Origin of the sequence: Lactobacillus sp. UMNPBX16, assembly GCF_002553775.1 — a bacterium.
Lineage (GTDB): Bacteria > Bacillota > Bacilli > Lactobacillales > Lactobacillaceae > Lactobacillus > Lactobacillus crispatus.
Genome location: NZ_PCYU01000038.1, coordinates 32,613 through 52,170, shown reverse-complemented (window position 1 = coordinate 52,170; position 19,558 = coordinate 32,613). Strand labels below are relative to the sequence as shown.

Genomic DNA, 19,558 nt, shown 5'->3' with positions numbered 1-19,558 from the left:
TGATAATTTTGATGTTGAATGTAATTGTCGATTAATGAAGGAGACATAATAATGGATAACTTAGGCAAGCGAATAAAGGATTTACTAAAGACAAACGGTATAACACAGAAAGATTTAGCAGAAAGAACAGGTTGCACTCAAGCTGCAATTTCGCATTATATCAAAGGTGACCGCACGCCAAGAGCACGCGTAATGACTAAAATTGCGAGTGCATTAAATACCACTTCTGATTATTTAATTGATGGTATTCCTCAAGATCAAAAATCAGAATTAGGTTATGCGAAAAAGCTTATTGCTCGTAACGCTAAAAATATGACTAAAAAAGAAAAAATGGATTTAATTAATATTTTATTAGGAGAAAAAGATGATTGACTATCCTCATAAGTTAACAGATGAAGTATATGAATACATCAAAGGAGAAGCTACACATGTTCTCGTACAAGACCACATTCGTCTTCGGCCTATTTTAGGTCAAGAAATTGCTATGAAAGAACATATTAAATTGATTCCTTATTCAACCTTATCTGGAAAAAAACTAGAAGCAATCAAAGCACTTAGCAAAGACGGAGCATTTGAAGAAAACGGTAATGAAGATTGTATTTACTATAATAACTGTGACTGTCCTCAACGACAAAATTGGACAATTCTTCACGAGTTAGGACATTTCTTTTTAGACCATATAGGTAGAACTGATACTGAAGAAAGAGAAGCAGATTTTTTTGCTAAATTTATTATTGCACCACCTATACTTGTTTATAAAATTAAAGCTCAAGATCCTGATGATATATATGAAAATTTTAAAATTAGCAGCGAGGCTTCACAATATTCATTTAATTATTATCAAAAATGGCTACGACATTATAAGCAAAACGGTGAGTTAACCGATTATGAACAGCAACTTTTAGATTTGTATAATTTAGAAATTAATAACTTAATTGCTTCTTGATCGGCAATTAACAGCAAAGGAAGTGATGTCCATACAAATATTCCATTTTAGAAGAAAAATGTCATTTTATTTCGTAATTTGAGCAAAGAAAAAACGTATTAAATTGCTCAGGCAATAGCAATTAATACGTCAGCAAGTGTACGGAAATACAAGCTATATGATTCAGTTGTATTATCGCACATTTAGCTATGTTTCTCAAATATTATTGAAATGTTTCACCTTAAATGGTGTAGAAAGGAGCTAATTATGCCCCTAGCTATTAATAATATCGTAGATATTTGTCGATTTATGCAACAAATGCATGACGAATTAAAAGAGCAAATTGAATTCGATTCCGATGGTTGGCCTATTTTTCAAAGAACGAATTTTGTAAGTGAAGTTCCCGAAGAATTTGTAACTTTTGATTATCGTAACAATTCTTTAATTACTGCGCCTAGGAATAAAACCGTATTAGCTTTCTTTGAGCCCGATAGACGAATTTATCCTCGCTTAAGTAAAATCAAACAGGATTTGCCTATCTATAAGCAATACGCAGGAGTAGTATTCCCTGACATCACCATAACTACAGATATGGATCATGAATTACAAGAAACTCTCATTTTGGCTAATCATTTATTTGCGGCTTATCTTGTCGCCAATGGTGTTAAAGTTGTATTTAATACCCGTACTGCTGATATTACAACACTCGATACCTTTAAAAATATCCCTCAAGGAGTAATGTGTGCCTCTGGATTTTTAGGTTGTAAAAATTCAACTAATTTTTTTGAGGCATCTAAGTACACCAATAAGATTCTTAGAATCTTCCCTGAAACATTGCTTATTTACGGCAAGCATGACAAGAAAATTGACATGCAATTAGATACTTTAGGTATTAATTACTTGTATTTCCAAGATTTTCACAGTAAAAGCAAAATGGAGGTAGTAGCCTAATGAGCGATTATAAGACTAGATACTCCATTGCTTCAAATACTTATATTAAAAAAACGGTACCAGAAAATCATTTAGATCAAGAGCGGTATCAAAGAAGTAAAGAACGGGAACGAAAATGGAATAAAGATTGGGTTAAACAAAGCGTGGATTTAAACGAAGTGGTTAATAAATTTATTCCAACCAACGATCCCAATCGACATATTAAAACAAATTCGGGAGTTAAATTTAGCTTTTACGGAACTAGATATATAGTAAAAGCTGACAAAGTTGCAGGTTATCTTAGAATTTATGATAAACAAGCGCGCAAATATTGCAAGATTGACGGTACCCCATCAAATAGTTTGCGATTAACTCACTTTAAAATTAAAAAAAGAAAGGAAAAATAATATGTGGTTACATGTTGCGTTAAATCCTACGGCTGTTAAATGTGATCCAGAATACCCTATCCCTTATGTGGACGGTGAACCATCAGATAATTATTTTTTTGACGAAAAAGTGGCTCAAGCATTAGAAAAGGATGGATTTCTGAGTGAAATGTGGCACAAATTTGATGCTACTTTCGACTGGGGAGATTATGATTACTTCGATTACAAAAAGTGTATTACATTTCGTCAATGGCTTATTGAGCGTCTAAAATCTCCAACAAACACCATTGTAAAACCAGTATATGATACTATGTTAGACTATGCGAATAAGGCTATTAAATATCATACTGGAATAGGTTTTGATTTCTAGAGGTGCTTTATGAAATCTACTTATAAACTATTGTCAATTCAATTAGATGGTCTGCCATTACCCAGTTGTCCTCCAAAGATTGTTTTTAGTCTAGATCTTAATTCAATTGACGATCTTAATACTAGTTTCAATTTATTTGACTACGATCACTGTATAAGGAGAGTCAATTGTTCATCGTTATTAAAAACGAATTCATTCTCTGAAATTGATGCCGTTGTTAGCAAAGTTCCTGAATGTACTAAGCTAATTTTAGTAGCAGACGAATGCTGGTATGCTAAAGTAATGAATGAGCTTTACATCAGACGTGTTTTACAAGTTTACGCATATCTTGATAAAAAATATCCAAATCTTCAGCTTGAAATATATGTACCAAAAGATTCGACTCAAAAACTCTTTCCTATCCTGAAACAAATGAAATTTTCTTAGAATAAAAAGACGCGTTAATCTCACTGATTGACGCGTCTTTTTTTGGACTCTATAATCTATAACTTCGACAACAGCTTTTCGCCTTGTTGCAGCTTATCATGATTTACTAGTACGCCGTCATCAAGATCCAAGTCAACTGGATTTTGGGATAAGTGATCTAAGATTTGGTCATACTTAACCATTTCTGCCATTTGCTTATTCAGAGTTGAGATAGTCTTACGATACTTACTCTTAGCACTAGCTGTTGTTTCTTGATCTAATAAATTCTGGTCAACATTGATCAGGTTATTCATTGCTGGTTGCAGGTCATGAAGATAATGACGAACCATGGCAAGTTGATCTGGAGTGTAGCGGTGCAGATACATTAGAGCTTTGAAGCCTTTATTTCTGCCGGAACTGAATTCCCAGTAGATTGGTCTCTTTTGATAGATCTTAGAGTGATCCTTGTAGAAATCATTAAGGAAGTAATCTCTGATGATTTGCTCAGCGTTGGTACCTTTCTCAAATTTCTTTAGATCCAGAGTTTGAGCAATGAAATTCATATTATCTGATAAGTGATCTGGTTTGAAGGTCTTAGACAAGAATTCTTTCAGTCGAACAATGATATCACGACTATCTTCGAAGTATTGACGATCAGCTAAGAGAATAATGTTGTCTTTGTTAGGGATGAAGGTTTGATAATTAAAATCATTCCAATCACCACCAGCGTATGCAAGACCATCTTTATCTAATGAATAGCGTCCAAAGACACAACCGATGAAGTATGACAAAAATGCTTTGATATCACGGACTTGATCAGCCTTACGGACGGAGACTTCCTTATCATCTTCTTCTGGGGTTAATTCATCTTGTAAGCCATAGAGATCAATGAAGATTTTATTTAACTCTTCTTCATTTGATTTAAGTTGATTGAAACGATCTGATGCTTCTTGTGACCAATTATTATAGGCTTGTTGCAAAGTTGCTGCATTGGTAGTTAACAGTGAACTACGCTTGAAATCCCAAGAAGTTTCGAATGCATCCCAATCTTGCTCTGATAACTTAATACTATTTTGAATAATTTCCCTACTATTATCATAATTTGATGCTAAAAAAGGAACTGATATAATATTACCAATTTGGAAATTTATAGTAGGATTTAACATCGAAAGAAGATATTGACCTACTTTAGTGTTCATAAGGCCCATAATTATCTTTAAATCTTGATCTTTATAAAATAAAGACATACCACTTACATCATGAATACTACCCGCCAAACGATATCGCATTGAAAATAAACTGCTTGTTATCAGTGACCAAGTAATAGAGGGCTTAAAGTATGAATCAGTATTCTGAGGACGTGATCTTACTTTTCCCCTATTATCTGTAAAATGTCTAATTTCATATCCATCATTTTGCCAATTTACAACATAGTCATAATTTCCATACCATTTACGATAGGCACCGCCCTTATTATACGGAAACCATTTTTTCTTAGATTCTACAGATTCTTCGATACTACGAGAACTAAAGCTTATATTATCAATTTGCACTTCAAACCATTGACGCAAAAATTTTTTGTTGTCACCAGTTTGTAACCCTACTTTAGCATCAACTAATTGACCTAATGGTGTTCCCTTTTCAAAGTCTTTAAATAAATTTTGACTTGCCCAATAAGCAATCGGACTATTAGGAATTTTATCAAAATTAGATTGACCTACTTGATAAAGATCTTTTTGATCACTACCTTTTATTATCTCAAGAAAGGCATTCTCTTTTTCATCCTGTGAGCCATAGTTAACTAATCTTTCATAGCTACCTATATAGTTCTTTCTAGAGTGATTTTGCAAAATAAAAGTAGCAGTTTGGACAACTTCACCGCCAATATCTTCAAAGGCACGCGTACCAAGATGAGCCATATTGATAATAGTATGACTTTGAATTTTCACTCTTAATTTTTCAAAGTTGGATAAGAACATCCAAGAATGCATGGTAATCATTCCAATGTAGCCAATCTTTGTAGTTAAATTCATTAATTTTTCCATGAATACACTAAACAAATCAGCTTTAGCATCAGGATAATTCTTCTGAACATACTTCTTAAGTGAAGCATCCATCTTTCTTCCACCCATATACGGAGGATTAGTTACAGCAATATCATATTTATTTCTAAGTACTTCAGCTACGTTTAAAACTTCACTTAGTTGCTCACGTTTCATAATGGAATCAGCTAAGAAGCTTAACTGTTCAGGTTCTTCCTTCATTTCAGTTAACTTCCTTAAATTATCAATATCGATATCTTTATCCACCTTTATAATTGAGCCTAAATCATCACCATATTTAAATACATCTAGAACTTTCTTCAAGTCCTTTGTAGTCTTCTCTTTGTTTAAACCTAAGTCAGTAATTAAATCATGATAATCTTCAACAACATAATGAATTGTAGGTACATCATAAAGATGAACTTGATGATCTCTTCTGAATAAACGACGGTCATTTTGTCTAGCTTTCATTAACAAAGCAAAATACGAAAGTTGATAAGCACGAGTATCGATATCTAAGCCATAGAGATTATTCTTAATAATTAGGCTCGCCGCATCCCTATCAGAATACCCTTGAGTTTCATAGATTTGCATGAAAACTTCAAAGGCATAAACAAGGATATGTCCTGAACCCATTGCTGGATCCACAAATTTAATATTAGTTACATCTTTTTTAGCCAATTCATCACTAGTTTGAATTTCATTTTTCTCTGAACTTGGCATGTAATATTTCCATCCGAAATCTTCAGCAATTTCTTTTTCAGAACGGGAGTCCCCCTTACTATGAAGAATATCAATCCAATATCTTCCTAAAGAATTTTCTACCATATAACGGACAATCCAGTCTGGAGTGAATAATTGGGTTACTGGTGGAATATCATCTGTTTGATATCTCTTTTTCTTAAATGAGTTTTCTTTAGGAACTGTATTGTAATACTGATAAAGCCAACCAATAATCTGAACTTGACCTTCCTCATTTACGTCAAAGTAACTTTCCGGAATCTCATTAATCAAGTCCTGAATAACTCCGCGATCATAATGCGGCGTAAACAACAACTTCAGATAATTACGCGTCTTTTCAAAAAGACCAGGTAAAATTTCACTTAAAGCATCACATTGCTTAATAAACAACATCATATAAAGTTGATCCATCAACTCTGGCGTCTTATCAGTCAAAGCGTTAGTGATCAACTCTTTTTCCTGATCTGAATAGCCACCAAGATCATCTTCAATTTCCATTGCTTCATCAACAATGTCAGGTTCAGCCTTACCTTCTTCACTTGTTAACACTCTTACTCGACTTGGCAAGTAATTGTTAACTTCCATGAAGCGAAGCGCAATAATCCGGTTAAACCATGTGTAAGCAACTTCTTCAACGAAGTCGTTAAAGGCAGTTTTAGGATCATTATCATAATCACGATTCTTTAATTCATTAACAATATCTCTGCGCCAACCAATTTGTGCACCTGTTAATGCATTATTTTCGTTATCATCAACGTAATATTTTTTATCGGTGGTTGAGATCGGCAATTCATTGTTAATCTTATCAGCTGTGATGCCTAAGCCAGCTAATTTGACTTCAACCGTATCTCTTAAGTGTTGTCTTGCATTAATTGCAAACTTTTTAATTTTATTTTTGTCCATGAGATATCTCTCCAGTGCTTAATAATACCTATTAATTATAACAAGAGACTTTCATTATTTGTGTTCCCTAGCAAAAAAGACTGATTTTTCGTCAGTCTTTTTAATATTTGCTTCTTTTATTTAAAATCGACATTCAAGATATCAGTATTTTTTAATTCAGCTTCTAGCTTGGATCTTAATTGTTCAAGATACTTATCGATATCTTTTTCACTTTCAATCTTCCAAGATCCCTCAGTGACTAAATCATTAATGTTTCTAAAGATTGTTCTCTTCGGTTTAACAATCGGTTCAGTTGGTTGCGGTGCAATTGGAGTTACTGATGGTTTAGTATCCTCATCATTCTGAGCAGGTTTAGCAGGAATTGGTTGAGTGTTTTGCGTAGGTCTCTCTGCTAATTCACGACTAACTTCAGAAATCCGCTCCTTTAATTCACGATTGATACCATCGATCTTGTTCGTTAAACCAATCAAGTTCAAGTAAGCATCCCCATCATTACTCTCGCTATAGCCTTGTGCTTGAGCTGATAAAGAATCAAATTTATTATCGATCTCGTCATTTAACAACTTGGTTTCTTTTTCTGGGAAGCCAGTCTCCGTTACTTGTTGCTTAAAGACTTGCGTATTTTCCTTAATCTGCGCATCAATTTCGTCATATGCTTTTTGCATATCATCGTTATAACGCTCTGCAAAGGCAGAATTTAATTCACTCAACTTTGGAATTGATTTATTAAATTCATCCATTGCCAAGTATTTATCAAGATCGTTAGCTATATCTTTTAGCTCATTATCATTGACAAAGCCCTTCGCATGATTGAAGCGATCAAGGTAATCATGTGATCTATTCCAGATTCTCTCTTGGCTGCTCTGTCCTTCAACATCGCCGTAGAACTGCAAGATAGATCGATCATCTATGTCATCACGCCAATCTTCAAAGTCATCTAAATGATCTGAAATAACTTGGAAGACACGATCACTATCATCAACTTTAGTAATTCGGCTTAATTCGTTAATTCCTTTTTGCAATAATTCAGAGCCTGGATATGGTGTATTGAAGTTATACTTTTGTGTCTTAAGTAAATTCTCCAGAATGTTTACCGCTACCGCAGTCTTCTTTTGAATTTCATCAGCCATTTGTTCAGAGGTGGCATCTTCAGGTAAATTCAATTGCGCTTCAAGAACATCACTAACGAACTCGCGTGCATCTCTCTTTTCACGCATTGAAATTTCTCTAACTGGCTTAATCGTCAATTTAGAAATATTATTTTTACTAATGAAATAGCGCTGAACGGATTTAGGATCTTGATGAGCATCATTCAAAGAAATTTGTGAATTATTGAAGTAAAGCTTCAATCTTCCGTCAGCAAAGGCCTCAGCAACCATCCATGCAACATCGATTTGCTTATAACCGTATGGGATATTGTTAAAGTGACTAACCACACTAGCAAAGGAAACATTGTTCATTGAGCCTGCTTGAACGCCAACGTAGTTAACTACTTCATCAACAGCGTGGGCATTTTCCTTAAATAAGGTAACATCACTCTTACCCTTTAAGATATCAAGTACATCTTGATCAGATTTAACTGAAGCTAAGTATTGCAAGTTGCGGTAACTGTTATCAATTATCTCTTTCTTAGCTTGTTCTAAACGAGCTTCAAAGTTACTGCCTTTAGTAAGAACGTCATCTAAGACATAGATATCTGCATCGATTAAGTCGTCTCTAAGCATTTTTTGCGTAGATTCTTCCGCTTGCTTAGCTTCAGCACGACGGTTAAGAGCAATTTCTTGCTTTTTATCGTCCGAACGACTTTCTGGAGTTTGTAAATATGTAGTTATCTTCTCAATTCGGCGATAGTTTTCAATATAACGATCATCATCTTTTAAGACAATGATAATACGCTTACCATCACTAGCTTGTTGCTTAAAGTCAATATCACGATAGCTGCCTTCAAGTAATGGTGACACAATCTGAATATTAAGATCATTACGCAACGGGTTAAGCCCCATATCATCAATATACATGTTGAATTCAAAGATATATTGATTCTTCATCTTTGGATATGTGTACTTAGAATCAATCAATCCTGAAGTAAATAAGTAAGCACCGATATCACGTGCAACGCGACGATCATCGACTTCGATGGCATTAATTGCCTCGTTAACTTCTTGCTCAGAGTCAGTCAAGAATTCGTAAGTATCCATTTTCTTTTGGATGTAGTTCTGTCTAAGCAAAACGTGAAGAGCATCCTTAACTTTAGCAGTCAATGCTTGACGATCTTCGTTAATATCATCTAAGAGCAGCGTTACGATGTTTTCTAAAGTTGATGGATAATTATCAACATAACGAACCATGAATAAGACGGCTAAAACTTGAATATTAAAGCCGTAATCACCATGATCACCGTTAACATATTTATCGCCAATTGCCTTATCAAATACAACTTGGTGGTCATGACTAAGGAATTCTTTCATCCCAATGAAGAAGGCAGAGAAGGGTACTAACTTACCCAAATTATCATTCTCATATCTTCTAGTAGCTTCTTGGAATGTTGCCAGCATTGAACGCTCACCATCAGACATGTGGCTACCGTTTGCACCTTTTTTACGAACTGCAGACAAGACATCCTTTAATAAACCGAATTGATATGGCACAAATGGGTAATTATCAACGAAGGATTGCGCACTTTCATATTTTTCACGCTTAATCGCATCACTAAAGTTGATTTTATTATTGATACTGTATTCCTTCTGCGTGAATAAATCTTCTAGTTCTTCCTTGGCTAATGGAGTCTTAGCAAGCAAACGTTTACGAATAACTTCATCAGCGTTAGCAGAACTCATCGTAATTAAAGTATTGAAACGACCTTGAATCTTAGAAAAGTCACGCTCGTGCTTGGAGAAATTACCAGTAACTTCATCCATTTGCTGCTGCGAAGTTACGACAACCCACGCGCGGCCTTGGCATTGAACACCCAATTGTTCAACAATCGTTTGCAAGTTAAGCATCCGATTATCATCGTCACCAATGAATTGACCTACTTCATCAGCTAAGAAGACGAAGTGGTGATCGTTACCTTTTTTATCAAGATAATCCTTCACTAAACTGGCAAAGCCAATAGCATCAATACTGAACTTCTTACTTTGCAAGCCATCAACATAATTCTTAGCATCCACTTCATTTAAGGCATCACTATTAATAAGCGCATTTTGAATACGAGTGGTCATAATGGCATAGTTTCTGCGAGTAGCTTCCCAAGTTGAATTATGTTTGATATCAAGTTTCTGGAAAGCTTCCTTAAAGGCTTCATACTTACCTGCATTATCAAGCCAGCGTTCCATATCCGCAATTTCCGCAATCGGTGAGTAACCTAATTGTTCATTGAAGACCTTAAGAAAAACATTAAGGATCGCGTTACTATCATTAGCCGCATTAGAATCAGCTTTTGAATCAATGTTAAACAAAGCCACATCCGTTGGGACACTAGTTGCCTTGTTAATAGAATCAGCTAAATGGTCATCATCAAACTTGCCGTCTTCCAAGAAATAATCAATTGCCTTACGACCAGCAACTGTATCATTTTCTAATAAATAGGAAAGAATCTTTAAGAAGTGAGATTTACCGGAACCGAAGAACCCACTAATCCAGGCGCCTATCTCATCAGTTGGATTATTAATGCTCTTGTCATAAGCATCAAAAAATCTGGTGAAATTATTCTTCAATTCATTAGTTACAACGTATTCTTCTAGTTCTTGCTTCTTGATCGCTTCACTGTCTTGACCAATCTTAATAACTCCGCGGATATCACGATTGATATCTTTTTGGAAGATGTCTTTAATCTGTGTCATATCTATATTCCTTAATCTATTCTGAATGCTCTGTAATAATTTTGATCTTTTACTTCACCGAAGGCTCTTAGGCTCATTTCATCATAATTACCCGGATAGAACATCACAACAGGATTTTTATCTAAAACTTGATGCATCGTGTTGAGAATCTTATGTGCTCTAATAATCGGATAAACTTTGCCCAATCCGTCTAAAAAAACGATGCATTGCTCTGGCAATCTTGACTGGATATATTGAACAATCAAATTATTATTTTCGCTCATTTCAAGAATATTGTTGATTTGTTCAATCAGTACATCAAAACCTTGCTTTTTTTCTATATTTTCAAGAATTGGAATGGGATCAGCACCAGTATATTCTTCTTGCTCTCTGAGTAACTTCATCATGACATCATAAATATCAAAAACACGTAAATTTACTCTAGAGGCTAAAGGACTGTCACTTATTTTGGCAATTTGCTTACGCACTTCCAGCTCTTGATCAGCTGGATAATCGAAGATCCAATAGCCGACTTCATTGGATAATCCTTCATTATGTTGAAACTTAGGATCAACCATTTTTTCCTTCAGATGGCTGAATCTAAGATTGATATCTTCAGTCATTATATTCCTCCTAAAGCAGCCAATTCATAATCTAACTTGGCATTTTTCATAATTAAGGCTACTTGTGTATCAATTAGTGGAAAAAGCAATTTATCTTCTTTTTTATTTTCAGGATTGATTTCCATTAAACCTGCATCCCGCAAAAAAGTTTTGAGTGCACCCTTAAGCCGCTTAAACGTATTCAAGGACCATTTTGCTATTTCAGGACTTTCAATTCGCTTTTGATTAAGAAATGCTTCAACTTCGTAATCCTGCAAAGTAGTTTCGTGCATCGTAACTTTTGGCCGATAAACGTCATAGACAAATTCATCAAGAATCCGACTCGTTAACATCACTGAAATTAATGAAACCAATTTTTGATTAGTAGTATTTAGATGCGGAAAAGCATCGATCATTGGCTCAGGTAAGGCTGTTATCCTGATAGCTAGGTTTCTTGAACAGCGCTTAGCACGCGCTTTTGTCGACATTTGAAAAATATTTTCGTCATCACTAAGTTGCTTTATTTCATTGACACTCTTGCCAGATTGATAAAGCTGAATAAATTGCGTAAATTCTGGCAACCAAATTGCGTATGAAGCAATCCCACCATTATAACTGTGTGACATGATTTTTCCCCATTTTCGTTAATTGCTTACATGTTTATACCAACATGTAATTCTACCTTATTTATTATATATGTTGTTTTATAATAGAAAAGAGAATTATAGTTTTTTCTGTGACTCCTTATCTGACTACATCCAAACAAGAAAAGCCCCGGAAGCACTTAACTTTCGGGGCTTTTCTAACTTAATTTTATCTAGAGGGAGAGAAAATTATTATTTATTAAGTTATTCATCAAAGCCATTATTATCACTCAACTGGCGATACCAATGGCCCGACTTTTTAAGAGTTTTAATTTGGGTATGAATATCATCTCGGATTAAGCCATAACGATTGCGATATGCGTTCATCCATGACCAGCAATCAATTCCTGTCCAGACAAAGTAACCATGACAGTTAGACCCTGCCTCAATTCCTTTGTGCAATTCTAACAGGTGATCTTTGATAAACTTAATCCGATAGTCATCTTGAACAACACCATTTTTGATAAAGCGTTCTTCGCGAGAGACACCCATCCCGTTTTCAGAGACAAACCAATCGATGTTGCCGTAATTATCACGAATGTTGATCGCAATATCGTACAAAGTCTTAGGATAAATCTCCCAGCCCTTATCTACATTCATTACCCGACCTGGCATCTCATAATTATCAAAGTAAATGTCGGGCATCCAGTCTTGCAAGCTCTTCGGAGAAACCTGTGGAGCTTGAACTCTTTCTGGATGATAGAAGTTCACACGCTGCTAAAATTTTAGGCTTAAAACAATACTTGAAGCGTAAGCCTGCTGCTTTATCTGGTGGTCAACGTCAGCGTGTTGCTTTGGGACGTGCTATTGTACGGGATGCTCCAATCTTTTTGATGGATGAACCTTTATCAAACTTGGATGCTAAATTGCGTGTAACCATGCGTGCTGAAATCGCAAAACTACATCAACAATTAAAGACTACTACTATTTACGTAACTCACGATCAGACTGAGGCTATGACCTTAGCCGACAGAATTGTCATTATTAAAGATGGTATCCAGCAACAAGTTGGTACGCCAATGGAGGTCTACAACAAACCTGCTAATATTTTCGTAGCCGGCTTCATCGGCTCACCTGCGATGAACTTCTTCAATGTTACCTTGAAGGATGGTATGATTATCGACAACGATCACCACGATTTTGAGATTCCTGTCCCTGAAGGTAAGCTTAAGATCTTAAAGGACAAAGGCTATGAAGGTAAAAAGCTAGTCTTTGGTATCCGTCCAGAGGATGTGCACACTGAGGAAGTATTTTTACAAAGCTTCCCTAAACAAGTTGTCACAGCTAAAGTTGTTGTTTCTGAACTTCTTGGTGCTGAAACTCAACTCTATTGTAAGGTTGGTGACACCGACTTAGTATCTAAGGTCGACGCACGTGACTTCACTAAGCCAGGTTCTGAGATCAAGATGGGCTTTGAAATGAACAAGGCACACTTCTTCGATCCAGAAACTACTATGACTTTAGATAATTAATTATTCTACCTTCCCCCTCTAAATCAAAATAAAACAAAGAGCGATAGTACCGCAATCGTTGGTACTATCGCTCTTTTTGGTTTATTAACTTTTATTTTTGAATATGTTTCAAAGCATCAGATACGGCTTCTTGAAAGGCATGACTAGTAACAGAAGCACCGGACACAGTATCTACATCAGTAGTATTGTTGGCAATCATTGCTTTGGTTAAAACTGGAATTGCTTTTCCTCCTAATGATGGTGATTCTTTCTGTTGCAGAGTTTCAATCTTTTTAAGTTGATTTTTATCATTAAGTGTTACTCTAACTACAATCGGTAAATCACTTATTCCATTTGAACTGATACCTATACCCTGATTTTTACCAGCATCAAAATTGGCTATCATAGTATGAGCATCGGATTTCAAATCAGCAACTTTAGAGGCACCAGTAACTGCATCTAATCCAACCTCTTGATCCTTGGGCTTAGCAGCATTCTCGCCAGCTATCTTTCCCGAAATTAATAAGTCAGCAATACTATTAGCACCGATATATTTAGTAGCAAAAATATCACCTAATTCACCAGCCTCATATAAATGAGGGATAACTTTGCCATTTAAATCAATTACTTCACAATTTTCATTTCTTTTAGCTCCACCATGAGTATGAAGAATATTATGTCTTACAGGAATTGCATAATATGGTCCTTTTCCAAAACTACGCATAGTATCAATTTTTCGATGAAGAAACATATCTCGCTTTTTTACATCAGTTAAGAAATTAAAGTCTGCAACTTCTTGCTTTAATCTAGGAGCGGATATATTTTCAGCAAGTTCTTCAATCGTATTTGCTTTAATTGCGTAAGAAATTAATTCTTTTATTTGACTTGCCTTCGCAGAAGTATCGTTACTCAATTGCTCATATTGTCTTTGATCCATTACAATATGAGGATGATTTTGGTTAGGAATCATTATCCAATTGCCATGATTATATTTATAACCATGACGATCTTCCTCATCTTCACGGAAATAACGTGTACCATCATCACCCGCCACAAAAATTGAGCCATTAAACAATGATTTCCAATTAATCATATAGGCAAACTTTTCACGTGGGTCGTTCTGTCTTAATGATAAACCGTGCGAATCATAGTTAGACATATGCCATAATCGTGCTCCTGCTTCGACAGCTAAATCAATTCCTTTGCCTTGATTATATAAAGAGCCTATTGGAGCCAAAGATCCTTGACCTAAAAAGTTTTGAATCATCGCTTGATTATTTTCAAAACCACCGCAGCTTAGAACTACACCATTTTTAGCAGCAACCAGTCTTTTATTGCCATTACGATTAATTACTACGCCCATAATAGTCTGATTTTTTGGCGACTGAATCAAATGCTCTACAGGAGAATCAAACCAAATATCAATTCTATCTAATCTTTCATAAACTTTCTTACGTAGCAGCTTCCAGAAACCGCCATTATACATCCCTTGGGTCATACTTTGCGATTGCATTGCATCCCCATGCCGATATTCAGGATATTCACCCTTAGGTCTTCTTCCTGTAGCTTTTGCCTCAATACCAAAATACTTTTTAGAATATTCTTTCATCTTAAGAACATTCTCAACAAAAGCATCTAAATCTTTTTCATCGTATTTAAATGGATAATAAGTTTGTTTGTAGTAATCTTTTAGATCATCAAAATTACTGCCCCAGGCAAAAGCACCACCAGCATATCTGGTATTACCACCTTCGCTACCTTCTGGAGCCGAATCCACTAGTAAAACATGAGCACCGTTATCTGCTGCAAATCTTGCGGCTCCTGCACCGGCACCACCAAAACCCACAACAATTACATCATAGACTTTGTCCCATTTTAACGAAGAATTATATATCATTTTATTCACCTATTTTTACCAGTATCCAATAACTTTAGTCCAAAGCAATCCGCCACCAAGCCAGATAATGTTGAATACCACACCAATAATTGCACTTAACTTCCAGAAGTCCTTATTAGAAATATATCCTGTTGAAGAAACCATTGCAGCAGGGCCCGCAGAATATGTAGAAGTTGAAAGATATACTGTACCACACATTGCTAGCATTAGTGCTGCCATAATTTTTGGCACTCCCGCACCTAGAGCAATTGATAAAAAACCAGCATACAAAGCTGAAATCTGAGTTGATACACTTGGGAACAAATAGTGTAAGTAGAAGTAAACTAACCACAGAACTACTAAAACTAATACCCAATTCATGCCTTTAAGTCCTGCACCCAATGTCTTTGAGAACCATGGGAAAAAGCCTAAAGTCATTAATTTTTGTGACATTAGCATAATAACTGAAAGCCAAGTTAAAATATTCCAAGCAAAACTTTCATTTAGAATATCTTTGGTATTAATTACTCCAGTAATTAAAAGTAATGCTACAGCAATAAAACTAGTTTCAGTCGCATCAATTCCAATATGTGGCCCCACTAACCAGAGCAAAATAGCTACTACAAAGACCACTGACATAATTTTTTCAGCAGCCGTCATTTTACCTAGTTCTGTTAACTTTTTATCTGCCCAAGCATGAGCATTTGGAGTCTCTTTTACTTCTGGTGGATAAACTTTATACAATAAAAATGGCACAACAAGTAAAGAAATCAGTCCAGGGACAATAGCAGCTAGGAACCATTCCATCCAAGAAATTTCAATTCCTTGTGTTTTTGCCAAACCTAACGCTACCATGTTACCTGCCAAACCTGTTAAAAACATACCGGAAGTAACATTGTTGATTTCATATTCATTAAACACTAAGAAAGAACCTAATTTTCTCTGTGTTCCCTTTTCAGGATCAGAACCCATTTCACGAGAAAGACCATCGATAATTGGATACATGATCCCATTAACACGTGCATTGTTGCTTGGAATACCTATTGCCAAAACAGTTTCTACAAATGATAAAGCATAAGCTAAGCCTAAAGTGCTTTTGCCAAAAGTTCTAACAAAAATATATGCAATTCTTTTACCTAAACCTGATTTAATAAATCCAGCTGCTAAAAACATACACATAGCAACCATCCAAGAGGTTGAATTACCAAATCCAGCCGCCACTTCTTTCATGTTAAATATACCGGTTAAGGTTGCTATCACAACTGCAATTAAAGTGGTAGCCATCATTGGTAATGGCTTAGTAATACATGCTGCAATAGTTGCAACAAAGATTGCAAATAAATGCCAAGCTGGCACACTAATATCTGTTGGCTTAAATGGTGTTACAAGCCACAGTACAATTCCAATTACTAAAGGAAGAATCCATTTCTTCCATTGAAATTTATCTAACATTTTTCTACTCCCTAAATTATTAATCAAACTTTGTAAGCACTTATCTTTTGTTGACGATTACAATTTATAACATTATTTCGTTAAATGCTAATTTGAATTTGTGAATAAAATGATTTATTTTTTTGCTTTAAATCTCAATATAATAAGTTTTATAATGATTGTGAAGTTCATAACTTATAATCAAAAAAGATCAATATATAAAATATATTTATAAATGGAGTTTATGATGAATAATCAAGACTTAATGTATTTTTGCAAATTAATAGAAACTGGTAGTTACACTAAAACAGCTACATTTTTTAACGTTACTCAACCAACGATCTCAGCAGCTGTTAAACGTCTAGCTAAGCATTTTAAAGATCCTTTAGTTGAACAGGTTAATCGAAAAGGCAAACTCAACACAACAACTGCTGGAGACTTGCTTTACAATAAATCAGTTAAGCTTCTACATGAAATTAATAGCGTTAATTATGATGTAATGCATGCCAGTGAGAAGAAAATACGAATCTCTTTTTCTGGTGTTGCTGGCAGCATGTATATTCCTGAGGTTATCGCTCAGTTTCATCACGCTAACATAATGTCAATGCTTGACACGCATCTAGAGCGATCAGCAGATATATTCGAAAGTTTAACCAATGGAGATATTGATGTGGCCATTTATTCTTGGATGGTGCCTATTAACGACTCAAATTACTATATTCGTAATTTAAATAAAACAGAATTAGTCATAATAACTGGTCTTAATGATCCTTGGGCTAATAAAGAGCAAGTTAAAATTTCTGAGCTGTCAGAGCGAGACTTTATTGCGCGTTCAGAAGGATATTTGACCAGAGAATGCTTAGATCAAGAAGCAAAATTAGGTAATTTTTCTCCAAAAATAATTTTTACAGCTAGAACTATGCAACTAATGATCGACTTAGTTAGTCAAAATGTAGGTATTGCTTTAGCAATGGAAGATACACTTAAAGATAGAAGAGATTTGCATATTATTCACTTGATACCAGATCAAAGGTTATGGGCTTATATGCAAATTGCTATGCGTAAGAGCTTTATTCCAAATGACTATCAGAAAAAAGGTATTGATATTCTAAGACATTTTCGTGAAAATTAGCTATTTGGCCTTCTTAATTGCTTTATTAACCGCCTCTTCAACTGCTCTAGTAGTCGTTGAAGCACCTGAGACTGCATCAATTTCCGTACTATTAGCCTTAACAATTTCATCAGGTAATTTTTGAATAGCTACTGCTCCAATTCCCTCAGTTTCATGATTTTCAAGCACTTCAACATTCTTAATCTTTTTATCTTTGTAAGTAACTCTAACCACAATTCGACCACCAATACCAGCCTCGGTAGAACCAACATATTGATCTGGACCTAGTTCTATATTGTCAATTTTATCCCCAGCTATTAAATCATTAACCGATGGCACAGCATTTTCTAGTTTAACTTCTTGTGTATCCGACTTCATCTTAGCTGCTTGCTCACCAGCAATCTTACCGAAAATCAAGCATTCAGCGAGATTACCGCCACCTTGATAACGATTGACACACATACCGCCCATTTCACCAGCACTGTATAGGTGAGGAATTGGTTGATCATTGTTATTCAATATTTCAGCTTTTTCGTTATGTTCTGCACCACCCTGAGTGTTCAAAACGGCTGGAGCTAATTTGAGAGCATAAAGTTTGTTAGTACTGATTTCATCCATCGAGTCTGTGGCACGACCAAATTCAAGATCCTTACCATTTTTAGCAAATTCATTGAATTGGTTTATTGTAGCAGTCAAGTTTTTAGCCGGAACATTCATCTTATCAGCTAATTCAGAAACGCTAGTAGCATTAATCATCTTATCAAATAACTTGTTGTAACGAAGCTTACCGCTTTCTTTTTCTTCAACAAATTTTTGGTATTGTTTTTGGTCAAAGACTAACCATGCATTGTCAAAAGCATGAGGCATGTTGTATTCGCCATGATCATAAATGTGACCGTGACGGAACTTAGCATCTTCTTTCATAAATCTTGAACCATCATTAGCAACAGCAATAACTGAACCAGACTTAACATTCTTCCAGCCCCCGATCTGACGACCACGAGTGCCCTCTTCTTCAGCGATCACGTAGCTTGGGATAATTCCAAGTGATTCGTAGTTGCTCATATGCCACATCTTTGCACCAACGCTTTGGACCATCTTTACACCATCGCCACGGTTATATAAAGTACCAAGTGGGGTCAACTTGTGAATATGTAAGTAATCTTGTTGCATTTGTGGATTATTTTCAAAACCACCAGTTGAAACAACTACACCGTTTTTAGCATGGATAAAGTATCTCTTATGGTTACGTTCAACTATTGCACCTACAACTTGATCAGTCTCTGGGTCTTGAATCAGTTCTAAAGCGCGAGAATTAAGCCATACATCGATTTTATCTTTACGATCTGCTACTTCCTTACGAATCTTTTTCCATAGACCAGCGTCAAAGTCGCGGTTATGCACTAAAGCAAAGTCAAAAGTATCTGAACCTTCAAATTCTGGGTATTCACATAAGTGATCCTTGTGATCTAGGGAATCACCTTCTCGGAAGTCATCACCCCAAATAAATGGCTTAATACCAAAATATTTTTCAAAGTATTCGGGCATATTTACAAAACCGTCTAGATAAACATCCATGGTCTTCTTTGAATATGAATATGGTTCTGCTAATTGATCAAAGTACTTACCAATCTTTTCACGATCATGAGCCATGGCTACATGTTGAGCAGAATATCTAGTATTACCACCCTCATGTCCATAAGGAGCTACATCAACTAACAGAACATGAGCATTATTGTCTGCTGCAAATCTAGCAGCAGTACCGCCTGCTCCGCCAAAGCCTAAAACCAATACATCATAACTTGCATTCCACTTAATATTTTTTACATTTTTCATTTTTTGATCTCCCATAAAAATCAACTTGTCGTGTATTAAATATCATGTGAAAAACTAAAGTGCAAGCATTATTTTGTAAGCGCT

General features: G+C 35.4%; 14 protein-coding genes and 2 pseudogenes. 8 read left to right on the top strand and 8 right to left on the bottom strand.

What is annotated here, in order from left to right:
• Positions 1-51: 51 nt before the first annotated feature.
• The 6 genes from CP367_RS08740 (at position 52) to CP367_RS08715 (ending at position 3,037) form a co-directional block, all read left to right on the top strand.
• The gene (locus tag CP367_RS08740) at positions 52-372 is read left to right on the top strand and encodes a helix-turn-helix domain-containing protein (protein ID WP_089143240.1); all 321 of its coding nucleotides are present in this window, start codon (positions 52-54) and stop codon (positions 370-372) included.
• Entirely contained in the window at positions 365-946 is a 582-nt protein-coding gene (locus tag CP367_RS08735) for an ImmA/IrrE family metallo-endopeptidase (protein WP_065989563.1), read from the top strand. Before CP367_RS08740 ends, CP367_RS08735 begins: the two co-directional genes overlap by 8 nt.
• A gap of 246 nt (positions 947-1,192) precedes the next feature.
• Positions 1,193-1,876, top strand: a complete 684-nt coding sequence (locus tag CP367_RS08730) for a DUF4417 domain-containing protein (RefSeq protein WP_158227330.1) — start codon at positions 1,193-1,195, stop codon at positions 1,874-1,876.
• Positions 1,876-2,262: a hypothetical protein gene (locus CP367_RS08725; protein ID WP_065989567.1), complete on the top strand. Its 387-nt coding sequence runs from the start codon at positions 1,876-1,878 to the stop codon at positions 2,260-2,262. Before CP367_RS08730 ends, CP367_RS08725 begins: the two co-directional genes overlap by 1 nt.
• A 1-nt stretch (position 2,263) precedes the next feature.
• On the top strand, positions 2,264-2,611 hold the full coding sequence (locus tag CP367_RS08720; protein ID WP_065989569.1) for a hypothetical protein: 348 nt from the start codon (positions 2,264-2,266) through the stop codon (positions 2,609-2,611).
• Between the two features lie 9 nt (positions 2,612-2,620).
• Positions 2,621-3,037 carry a hypothetical protein gene (locus CP367_RS08715; protein ID WP_089146193.1) on the top strand — a complete coding sequence of 139 codons (417 nt, stop codon included), beginning with the start codon at positions 2,621-2,623 and terminating at the stop codon, positions 3,035-3,037.
• Positions 3,038-3,093: 56 nt separating this feature from the next.
• Here CP367_RS08715 and pglX read toward each other — a convergent pair whose 3' ends face one another.
• From pglX to CP367_RS08690, 5 genes and pseudogenes are all read right to left on the bottom strand, one after another.
• Positions 3,094-6,702 (bottom strand): BREX-1 system adenine-specific DNA-methyltransferase PglX, encoded by a 3,609-nt coding sequence (gene pglX, locus CP367_RS08710; protein WP_089146192.1) that lies wholly within the window; start codon positions 6,700-6,702, stop codon positions 3,094-3,096.
• Positions 6,703-6,818: 116 nt separating this feature from the next.
• Positions 6,819-10,544 (bottom strand): BREX system P-loop protein BrxC, encoded by a 3,726-nt coding sequence (gene brxC, locus CP367_RS08705; protein WP_089146191.1) that lies wholly within the window; start codon positions 10,542-10,544, stop codon positions 6,819-6,821.
• 11 nt (positions 10,545-10,555) lie between these two features.
• Positions 10,556-11,146, bottom strand: a complete 591-nt coding sequence (locus CP367_RS08700; protein ID WP_089146190.1) for a DUF1788 domain-containing protein — start codon at positions 11,144-11,146, stop codon at positions 10,556-10,558.
• A complete protein-coding gene (locus CP367_RS08695; RefSeq protein ID WP_065989575.1) occupies positions 11,146-11,751 on the bottom strand; it encodes a DUF1819 family protein in 606 nt (201 codons plus the stop codon). The genes CP367_RS08700 and CP367_RS08695 overlap by 1 nt, the downstream gene beginning before the upstream one ends.
• A 222-nt stretch (positions 11,752-11,973) precedes the next feature.
• Positions 11,974-12,480: pseudogene (locus CP367_RS08690) on the bottom strand (family 1 glycosylhydrolase); the annotation flags it as partial.
• On the opposite strand from CP367_RS08690, the pseudogene CP367_RS08685 reads away from it, so the two are divergent.
• Positions 12,462-13,241, top strand: a pseudogene (locus tag CP367_RS08685) (ABC transporter ATP-binding protein); the annotation flags it as partial. The pseudogenes CP367_RS08690 and CP367_RS08685 overlap by 19 nt on opposite strands.
• Positions 13,242-13,332: 91 nt before the next feature.
• Here CP367_RS08685 and CP367_RS08680 read toward each other — a convergent pair.
• Positions 13,333-15,117, bottom strand: a complete 1,785-nt coding sequence (locus CP367_RS08680) for an FAD-binding protein (protein WP_089146189.1) — start codon at positions 15,115-15,117, stop codon at positions 13,333-13,335.
• A gap of 15 nt (positions 15,118-15,132) precedes the next feature.
• Positions 15,133-16,548 carry a DASS family sodium-coupled anion symporter gene (locus CP367_RS08675; protein ID WP_005723335.1) on the bottom strand — a complete coding sequence of 472 codons (1,416 nt, stop codon included), beginning with the start codon at positions 16,546-16,548 and terminating at the stop codon, positions 15,133-15,135.
• Positions 16,549-16,774: 226 nt separating this feature from the next.
• On the opposite strand from CP367_RS08675, the gene CP367_RS08670 reads away from it, so the two are divergent.
• Positions 16,775-17,659, top strand: a complete 885-nt coding sequence (locus CP367_RS08670) for a LysR family transcriptional regulator (protein WP_060464190.1) — start codon at positions 16,775-16,777, stop codon at positions 17,657-17,659.
• Here the strand turns inward: CP367_RS08670 and CP367_RS08665 are convergent, their stop codons facing one another.
• On the bottom strand, positions 17,660-19,474 hold the full coding sequence (locus CP367_RS08665; RefSeq protein WP_233186494.1) for an FAD-binding protein: 1,815 nt from the start codon (positions 19,472-19,474) through the stop codon (positions 17,660-17,662).
• Positions 19,475-19,558 lie beyond the last annotated feature (84 nt).

Excerpts from the sequence above, each read along its gene's own strand:
- CP367_RS08740 (WP_089143240.1), top strand. The coding sequence starts at position 52 with ATGGATAACTTAGGCAAGCGAATAAAGGATTTACTAAAGACAAACGGT.
- CP367_RS08735 (WP_065989563.1), top strand. The coding sequence starts at position 365 with ATGATTGACTATCCTCATAAGTTAACAGATGAAGTATATGAATACATC.
- CP367_RS08730 (WP_158227330.1), top strand. The coding sequence starts at position 1,193 with ATGCCCCTAGCTATTAATAATATCGTAGATATTTGTCGATTTATGCAA.
- CP367_RS08725 (WP_065989567.1), top strand. The coding sequence starts at position 1,876 with ATGAGCGATTATAAGACTAGATACTCCATTGCTTCAAATACTTATATT.
- CP367_RS08720 (WP_065989569.1), top strand. The coding sequence starts at position 2,264 with ATGTGGTTACATGTTGCGTTAAATCCTACGGCTGTTAAATGTGATCCA.
- CP367_RS08715 (WP_089146193.1), top strand. The coding sequence starts at position 2,621 with ATGAAATCTACTTATAAACTATTGTCAATTCAATTAGATGGTCTGCCA.
- pglX (WP_089146192.1), bottom strand. The coding sequence starts at position 6,702 with ATGGACAAAAATAAAATTAAAAAGTTTGCAATTAATGCAAGACAACAC.
- brxC (WP_089146191.1), bottom strand. The coding sequence starts at position 10,544 with ATGACACAGATTAAAGACATCTTCCAAAAAGATATCAATCGTGATATC.
- CP367_RS08700 (WP_089146190.1), bottom strand. The coding sequence starts at position 11,146 with ATGACTGAAGATATCAATCTTAGATTCAGCCATCTGAAGGAAAAAATG.
- CP367_RS08695 (WP_065989575.1), bottom strand. The coding sequence starts at position 11,751 with ATGTCACACAGTTATAATGGTGGGATTGCTTCATACGCAATTTGGTTG.
- CP367_RS08680 (WP_089146189.1), bottom strand. The coding sequence starts at position 15,117 with ATGATATATAATTCTTCGTTAAAATGGGACAAAGTCTATGATGTAATT.
- CP367_RS08675 (WP_005723335.1), bottom strand. The coding sequence starts at position 16,548 with ATGTTAGATAAATTTCAATGGAAGAAATGGATTCTTCCTTTAGTAATT.
- CP367_RS08670 (WP_060464190.1), top strand. The coding sequence starts at position 16,775 with ATGAATAATCAAGACTTAATGTATTTTTGCAAATTAATAGAAACTGGT.
- CP367_RS08665 (WP_233186494.1), bottom strand. The coding sequence starts at position 19,474 with ATGAAAAATGTAAAAAATATTAAGTGGAATGCAAGTTATGATGTATTG.